The sequence below is a fragment of the Novosphingobium umbonatum genome, from assembly GCF_004005905.1.
Lineage (GTDB): Bacteria > Pseudomonadota > Alphaproteobacteria > Sphingomonadales > Sphingomonadaceae > Novosphingobium > Novosphingobium umbonatum.
In genome coordinates, this window is sequence record NZ_SACO01000029.1 from 1 (window position 1) to 7,196 (window position 7,196).

Consider the following 7,196-nt stretch of genomic DNA (forward strand, 5'->3'; position numbering starts at 1 on the left):
CACTGAGTAGGTCCATGTCGATCACTCCGATGCCTCCCGACTGTCAGCCGGAGGCGAGGAAAGCATGGGTCAATTCTCAGTGAAAATTTACGCCCCTCCCGGGTCAATTCTCAGCGCAACTCAACATGCTCACCTTCAAAGGTCATCACCACCTGCCGGGTAGTGCGGTTGAGCAAACGCAGACCAAGCCGCGCCTCGACCCGCGCCACCGCCTTGCCCACGGCAGATGGCGACAGGCCAAGCCGTCGCGCAGCCGGTGCAAACCCGCCAGCTTCGACCGTCGCTACAAAGGCGGAGAGGCCGGACAGCGATTCCAGATGAGAGATTGAGGACATCATGTCCTTACTGATCGGATTTTAGGCGCCATTCCGTCAAGTGTGGAATTGCGACATAAGCGGGTGCTTCCTCTTTCTTCTTGGTGACATATGCTGCGATCTTTGTTGCTGGCTTTGAGCATTGGCCTGACAGGCCTAACGACGGCGCACGCCGAACCGGCCATTAGCGTGCTGGGCCGCGATTATGTCTTTCCCAATGCCATCGCGGGGATGCCTGCCAAGCTTTCGGACTTTCCTGCCCTGCAGATCAAACATTTCACCACCAGCGACGGCGTGCGCATGACGTGGTGGGAGGCCGGAACAGGGCGGCCCATCGTCATAATCCCCGGTTGGTCGTCCAATGGGGCGGAATACGTGAATGTGATGTGGCTGCTGGCACGCAATCACCGTGTACTGGTACTTGATCCACGCAATCAGGGCCTGTCTGGCCGGGTTGACTATGGCGCGCGGATTGCCCGCTATGCCGCTGATTTGCATGAATTTCGCGCGGCCGCACAGGTGGGCGAGGCCGATTACGTGGGCCATTCGATGGGCGCCAGCGTGATCTGGAGCCACATCGACCTGTATGGCACGCAAGGCATGCGCAAGCTGGTCTTTATAGACGAAGGGATCTCCTTGATCGCCGGATCGGATTGGACCGACGAGCAACGCCGCGATGCAGGCGCGATTGCCGACAGCTATGATGGGTTCCGCTCTGCTCTGGCGCCAAAACCGGATGGCAGCGATCTGTTCACCCGTCTGATGCGGGATCGCACACCCTATTTCGAGAATTCACAGGGCTTTTCCGATGCCTTCATCCACAATGACATGGTGCATATGGGTCTGGTGATGCGCGACCATGCGGGCAACGATTGGCGCGACGTGATCTCTCATAAGATCGACCGTCCCACTGCCTTCTTTACCGGCGAATTGAGCGCCAATGTGGCCAGCCAGCACTGGGCTGCGCGCCAGATCCGGGATGCCCGCGTGTTTGTCTACACCGCCGCCGAACATGGCGATCACCTGCTGGCTTATAAAAACCCGGTCAAATTTGTGGCCGACCTGACCCGGTTTCTTGATCAGTAAAGGAGCATCCCATGCCCGTCGTTCGCGTCAGTTGGTTTGCAGGCAAAGACACCGCCCAAAAGGCCAAGGTAGCCGCCGACATCACCGACAGCATTGCCCGCAATACCAGCACGGATCCATCCTATGTCTATGTGATTTTTGAGGATGTGAAGCCTTCGGATTGGGCAGGAGCGGGGAAGCTGTATGCGCAGGAATAGCGCCATGGGTGTAGTCGCCGCGTTAGCGCTGCCTACCTCGGCACATGCCGCCGATCCAGCGCCGTCCGCGTTTCGGGTCAATGGGGTGGAACTGGCCAAAGATTCCGAAGGTCTGCGCCTGTCCATGCCGCGCCAATATTGGCAGGATCCGGCCCGCGAAGCCTTGGCCGACCGGGATTTCATGGCGTGGTTGCCAATCGATTTTCACAATGGCGTGATCGAGGCCGAGGTAAAGGCGGGCCTGGCGCCCGGAGCCCCCGCATTTGCGCGCGGCTTTGTAGGGCTGGCGTTCCGCTATGATGGTGCGCGGTTTGAAAGTTTTTACCTGCGGCCAACCAATGGCGTGGCCGATGATCAGGTGCGGCGAAATCATGCCGTGCAATATGCGGCCTTTCCCGATTGGCGCTTTGACCGTCTGCGCCGCGAAAGCCCCGAGCGATACGAGACCGCCGCCGACATTGCCCCCGGTCGCTGGGTGCATATGCGGATCGTGGTAACGGGGGCGCAGGCCAGGCTCTATCTCGATCACCGTGCCTCGCCGGTGTTGATCGTCAATGATCTGAAGCTGGGTGCGGATTTGCGTGGCGGCGTGGGTCTGTGGATCGAAACGGCCACCATCGCCCATTTCCGCAACATCAAGGTCATGCCGCAATGATCGACAAGCTGGGGTTTGGCGGTGCTCCATTGGGCAACATGTTCGCTCCCATCGACGAGGCGACCGCCGACGCCACCATGCAGGCAGCCTGGGACAGCGGCGCGCGGCATTTCGATACCGCGCCCGTCTATGGCGGCACGCTGGGCGAGCATCGCTTTGGCCGGTTCCTGCGCCAGATGCCCCGCGAGGATTTTGTCATTTCCACCAAGGTCGGCCGATTGATGTGCCCCGGCCGGGAAAAATCAGCCGCGCCAAAGATCATCCACGGCCCCAGTTCGGACGAGGCGGGACTGTTCAAGGGCGGCCTGCCGTTCCACGCGCATGTCGACTATGGCTATGACGCCGCCATGCGCAGTTTTGAGGACTCGCTTCAGCGCCTTGGACTGGACCGGATCGACATCGTCTATGTGCATGATCTGGGGGGCGATCATTTGGGCCCCGCGTGGGAAGAGCATTGGCCGATAGCGCTGAATGGAGCCTTCCGCGCCCTGCGGGCGTTGCGCGATCAGGGCGTGATCCGCGCATGGGGCATGGGCAACAATGTGATCGAGCCATGTCTGCGCGCGCTGGAGCAGGCTGATCCTGAGATCATCCACATTTCGGGACGTTATACATTGCTGGATCGTAGCGCGGAGGACCTGCTGGCGCAGTGCCTACGGCTTGGTGTGCCGGTCGTGCTGGGCGGATGCTATAATTCTGGCATTCTGGCTGATGGCCCGCATGACGATTACCGCCCGGCCAGTGCGCAGCGGATTGAACAGCGCAATCGTCTGGCGCAGGTGTGCGCGCGTTATGAAATCAGCCTGAAGGCCGCCGCGTTACAGTTCTGCGCCCGCCACCCTGCGGTAGAGGCCATCGTGCCTGGCGCTTAATCGCCGCTCAAGGCGCACGAAAATGCGCTGATGCTTCAGGACCCAATCCCGCCAGATCTTTGGACGGAGATGGAGAAGGGTGTGTCCTAAACCGTGTAGGCCCGATTTCCAAAGACAGATGTCGGAGAAAGCCGCCATTCCCGGCGCGGTATTGAAACGACGATAGTTGGTCGAATAATGACGGAAGCAATTGCCGCGTTTGGGCCAAAGCCGCGGGCAAACCTGCTTAAAACAGCTTTCCCGGGGTGAGCCGGAGGCCTAGCGAAAACCACCGTCCCGACCCGCCTTGATTAATTTGTTGGCCAACGGTTGCATCAACCTGCACCCTGTCCGGTACGATGAAATACCTCATGCCCATTTGAGCATAGGGCGCATAACGCGGATCACCGTAGGTTTCGGCCACCAAAATCAAGCGTTGGCTGATGCGCGTTTCAGTTCCCACGCCCCAGCTTATGGCGTGGTTGTCACCGCGCGATTTGATCCACCCGACATTGGCGTGAACGGTGAACTTGTCGTCATAGAAGGACGCAGACACAGGAATATAGGCGTATAAGTTGCCAAAGCCGTTGGGGCCTGCGCTCACGTCGGCATGATGCATCAAACCAGCGGCCAAGCCGATACCCCAGCTATTCGTTTGCAATGGCCGGAAGAGCGTTTTGGCCTGAACCATCAAATCTGTGCTGGCCTGCATCTCGCCGCCAACCACTTGCCCCACACCAGCGGTAATCTCGAAATTGCCGGTTGGGTTGCAGGCGGGCAAAGCCCACGCTTCGCGGCGGCTGTTATAGCTGCGCACCCATGTTTCCAACTGACAACTTTGTACAGTTGTAAGTCGGGCATCATCGGTGACCAAAGGACGCGCAGCTTCCAGCGATGATGCGGAAAGTGCGAAGAGAAGGATAAACAGGGCTGGACGCATTCCATCGCGTTAGCCTGAGAAGATGACAGTTTCCATCCAAGCCCTGCCCATGAGCCGCCCAGCCATGCCTTTGGGCGCTACCATTACCTACGGTTCCCCCAACACGCCTATGCTGATAGGGAGGGTACCTATCCAATGAGGGAACTGCATGACTGTCATCGCTTCCTATCACTATCGCAATGGCCGTCGGATTGAACCCATCGCGCTCGACACCCCAGTGCAATGCCCCATTGACCGGTCCGACTTTGTGTGGATCGGCCTTTTCGAACCCACCGAGGAGGAACTGCGCAAGCTGCAAATCAACTTTGACCTGCATCCGCTGGCGATTGAAGATGCGTTGAAGGCCCATCAACTTCCCAAAGTCGATGTTTATGGCGATCAGCTTTTCGTGGTCGCGCGCACCGCTCATTTGGAAGACGACAAGATCGCCTATGGGGAGACCGCAATCTTTGTTGGCGCCAACCACATTATCAGCGTCCGCCACGGTTCTGAACGCGCCCACTCTGCCTTGCGCGAACAACTGGAAGCCGCGCCACATTTGCTGGAACATGGCGTAGATTATGTATTGCATGCGATACTGGATTTCATTGTCGACGGCTATTTCCCGATTGTGGAGGCGATCGAAGAAAATGTCTTAACGATGGAACATCGTGCGCTCGACGCCTTTCTAGAACGGGATGAGGTGACACGCCTGTTTACCTTGCGCCGCGAGTTGATGCGTTTCCAGCGTTTGCTTGGCCCGATGGCGGATCTTTGTGCAAAGCTGGAGCATATGGAGCTGCCTTATCTCGATCCGGAAGTTCGCCCCTATTTCAGGGATGTCCTTGATCATGTCCGCAGAATTGATGGCATGGTCGGATCATTGCGCGATGTGTTGACAACTGTGTTCGAAGTCAGCCACCTGTTCGAGCAGCAGCGGCAGGGCGTAATCACGCGCCAACTGGCAGCTTGGGCAGCGATTCTGGCAGTTCCGACGGCCATTGCAGGCATCTATGGGATGAACTTTGAGAATATGCCCGAACTCAAGACACGTTATGGCTATTTCATCGTTCTGGTCGTGATCGCTACGATTTGCGCCATACTATACCGTCGCTTCAAAACGGCGCGATGGATTTGACAGGGGTTTGTGGCTTTCACGAAAAGGCATGAAAGGCAACGCGGGCCAATTGAATTCCGCCTGCGTGAAAAGGAGATGAGTTTGTGAGGGGCAGTTTTCAGGTAAAGCTGCCCTTCATGGAGTGAACGAGGAACGGCGCTTGTTGGTCCAGACTGTGTAAAAACGTGACTGGCAGATTTTAGCTGGGGCGTTCGAAGAACCTGCGCGGTTTGGTTGTTTGCAAGCGGCCTCAGCTTGCGATGGCTTTCATGATGGCCTTGCTCCCCATGATGTTGAGCACCCGGGTCAGGTTATAGGCCAGAACGTGAAGCGCCATTTCCGTTGAAACACGCGGCTTGGTTTTTGTCAGGAAGTGGGTGGAACCCATGCGGGCTTTGAGAGTGCCAAAGGGATGTTCAACTGTCTGGCGCCGTATGCGCATGGCATCGGGATTGGCATCAAGGCGTTCCTGCATGGTTTCGAGGACGGTCTCATGCTCCCATCGAGTGACGCGCCGTTCCTTTCCCGGTGTGCATTGGATCTTGATCGGACATTTGGGGCAAGCACTCGTCCAATATCGGCTTACCGTCAGACCGGCTTCCACATTGGTGTAACGATAGGTGAGCATGTCGCCGGCCGGACAGCGATAGACGTCCTGCTCGGGTAAATAGATGAAGTCCACTTTTCCGAACCGCCCCTCCGCCTTGGCGCGGGAGGTCATCGGTTTCGGCAAGGTCACGGTAACCCCGGCCTGTTCGCTGGCCAGTATCTCTTCGCTTGAGAAGTAACCGCGATCGGCCACGACATCGAGCCGCTCTGCCTCCAAAACGGCTTTCGCTTTTTTCGCCATGCCGCTCAACTGTGCCTGGTCGGTGCCGATATTCGTAACCTCATGTGCGACGATCAGATGGTGTTCGGTATCGACAGCGGCTTGCACATTATAGCCGACCACGCCTGTTCCGCGTCCGCTGCTCGACATCGATCGCGCGTCAGGATCGGTCAGCGAAATTTGGCGGTCAGGTGACGCCAGCATCTGCGCTTCCAGTCCATCGAGGCGCTCCATTTCCTGTTCGAGCCTGGTGATCTTCTCCTTGAGCCTGTCTGTCTTGGCCACCAGTGCATCCGTCGGCTCGTGCCGGTCAGCGGTATCAAGTTGGGCCAAATAGCGCGCAACGCTTTCCTCGATCTGCTGACGCCGACGCTCCAGTTTGGCTTTGGTGAAGTTGCGATCCCGGTTGTTCACGGCCTTGAACTTGCTGCCGTCGATAGCAACGCTGTTGCCTGCCAGCAGTCCCATTTGGCGGCACAGCAGAACGAAACGCCCGCAGACCTGTCGGATGGCGTCGCCATTATCGCGGCGAAAGTCAGCGATCGTCTTGTGATCGGGCACGAGCCGCCCGGTCAACCACATCAGTTCGACGTTCCGATCGGCCTCACGCTCTAGGCGGCGGCTCGACTGCACCCGGTTCAGATAGCCATAGATGTAAAGCTTGAGCAGAACCGAGGGATGATACGAGGGGCGCCCCGTCGCAGCAGGCTTGACACCGCCAAAACCAAGCTCTCCAAGCTCGAGCGCAGCAACAAAGGCATCAACCGCCCGAACTGGATTATCCTCTCCGATCCAGTCATCAACGCACGGCGGAAAAAATGTCGTTTCGCTACGATCCGCACCGGTGATGAAGCGACCCATATGACCCTCCAGACTGCCACCGCATCATAGCACATCTGATGCGTTTTCACACAGTCTGGGTCGCCTTCAGTCAGAAGCAAACCCCACATCGTTGGACAAACCAACATCCAGCGTTCGCCCAAGACACAAAATCAACCGCACTAACCCTCCCCATGAAAGACAAGCGCACATATGAGATTTCCAGCGCATGGACGCGCCGGACGACATTCCCTCAAACAAACAGCACGGCGCTGATTCCGTAAACCTGTCCCCAAATGGGACCCCCCTTGTCAAAGTCGACCTAAGTGATTCATGGTCGACCTTGGCTGCGGAAGCGGATCTAATTGACCGCTGGTTCGGCGCCGAAATTTCCAAGCTGTTTGGAGAC

General features: G+C 57.8%; 9 protein-coding genes. 6 read left to right on the forward strand and 3 right to left on the reverse strand.

Annotation, left to right across the window (positions count from 1 at the left end):
• Positions 1-110: 110 nt before the first annotated feature.
• Positions 111-338 (reverse strand): helix-turn-helix domain-containing protein, encoded by a 228-nt coding sequence (locus EOE18_RS17930; protein WP_246027537.1) that lies wholly within the window; start codon positions 336-338, stop codon positions 111-113.
• Positions 339-425: 87 nt separating this feature from the next.
• Here EOE18_RS17930 and EOE18_RS17935 point away from each other — a divergent pair, with 87 nt between their 5' ends.
• Genes EOE18_RS17935 through EOE18_RS17950 form a run of 4 tightly spaced genes read left to right on the forward strand, consistent with a single transcriptional unit; the run spans position 426 to position 3,124 of the window.
• Positions 426-1,400 (forward strand): alpha/beta fold hydrolase, encoded by a 975-nt coding sequence (locus EOE18_RS17935; RefSeq protein WP_127712090.1) that lies wholly within the window; start codon positions 426-428, stop codon positions 1,398-1,400.
• Positions 1,401-1,411: 11 nt separating this feature from the next.
• Positions 1,412-1,597 carry a tautomerase family protein gene (locus tag EOE18_RS17940; protein WP_127712092.1) on the forward strand — a complete coding sequence of 62 codons (186 nt, stop codon included), beginning with the start codon at positions 1,412-1,414 and terminating at the stop codon, positions 1,595-1,597.
• 4 nt (positions 1,598-1,601) lie between these two features.
• Positions 1,602-2,252, forward strand: coding sequence for a DUF1080 domain-containing protein (locus EOE18_RS17945; protein WP_220446048.1), 651 nt, complete (start codon positions 1,602-1,604; stop codon positions 2,250-2,252).
• A complete protein-coding gene (locus tag EOE18_RS17950) occupies positions 2,249-3,124 on the forward strand; it encodes an aldo/keto reductase (protein WP_220446049.1) in 876 nt (291 codons plus the stop codon). Before EOE18_RS17945 ends, EOE18_RS17950 begins: the two co-directional genes overlap by 4 nt.
• A 226-nt stretch (positions 3,125-3,350) precedes the next feature.
• On the opposite strand, the gene EOE18_RS17955 is transcribed toward EOE18_RS17950, so the two are convergent.
• On the reverse strand, positions 3,351-4,043 hold the full coding sequence (locus tag EOE18_RS17955) for a hypothetical protein (protein ID WP_127712094.1): 693 nt from the start codon (positions 4,041-4,043) through the stop codon (positions 3,351-3,353).
• Positions 4,044-4,191: 148 nt separating this feature from the next.
• Here EOE18_RS17955 and EOE18_RS17960 point away from each other — a divergent pair, with 148 nt between their 5' ends.
• Positions 4,192-5,160 carry a magnesium and cobalt transport protein CorA gene (locus EOE18_RS17960; protein ID WP_127712096.1) on the forward strand — a complete coding sequence of 323 codons (969 nt, stop codon included), beginning with the start codon at positions 4,192-4,194 and terminating at the stop codon, positions 5,158-5,160.
• Between the two features lie 229 nt (positions 5,161-5,389).
• Here the strand turns inward: EOE18_RS17960 and EOE18_RS17965 are convergent, their stop codons facing one another.
• A complete protein-coding gene (locus tag EOE18_RS17965; protein WP_127712098.1) occupies positions 5,390-6,829 on the reverse strand; it encodes an IS1182 family transposase in 1,440 nt (479 codons plus the stop codon).
• 187 nt (positions 6,830-7,016) lie between these two features.
• Here EOE18_RS17965 and EOE18_RS18710 point away from each other — a divergent pair.
• Positions 7,017-7,196 (forward strand): hypothetical protein (locus tag EOE18_RS18710; protein ID WP_220446050.1); only part of this gene is annotated, 180 nt, incomplete at its 3' end.

Bases quoted from the DNA above. Each gene is read 5' to 3' on its own strand.
- EOE18_RS17930 (WP_246027537.1), bottom strand. From the start codon at position 338: ATGATGTCCTCAATCTCTCATCTGGAATCGCTGTCCGGCCTCTCCGCC.
- EOE18_RS17935 (WP_127712090.1), top strand. From the start codon at position 426: ATGCTGCGATCTTTGTTGCTGGCTTTGAGCATTGGCCTGACAGGCCTA.
- EOE18_RS17940 (WP_127712092.1), top strand. From the start codon at position 1,412: ATGCCCGTCGTTCGCGTCAGTTGGTTTGCAGGCAAAGACACCGCCCAA.
- EOE18_RS17945 (WP_220446048.1), top strand. From the start codon at position 1,602: ATGGGTGTAGTCGCCGCGTTAGCGCTGCCTACCTCGGCACATGCCGCC.
- EOE18_RS17950 (WP_220446049.1), top strand. From the start codon at position 2,249: ATGATCGACAAGCTGGGGTTTGGCGGTGCTCCATTGGGCAACATGTTC.
- EOE18_RS17955 (WP_127712094.1), bottom strand. From the start codon at position 4,043: ATGCGTCCAGCCCTGTTTATCCTTCTCTTCGCACTTTCCGCATCATCG.
- EOE18_RS17960 (WP_127712096.1), top strand. From the start codon at position 4,192: ATGACTGTCATCGCTTCCTATCACTATCGCAATGGCCGTCGGATTGAA.
- EOE18_RS17965 (WP_127712098.1), bottom strand. From the start codon at position 6,829: ATGGGTCGCTTCATCACCGGTGCGGATCGTAGCGAAACGACATTTTTT.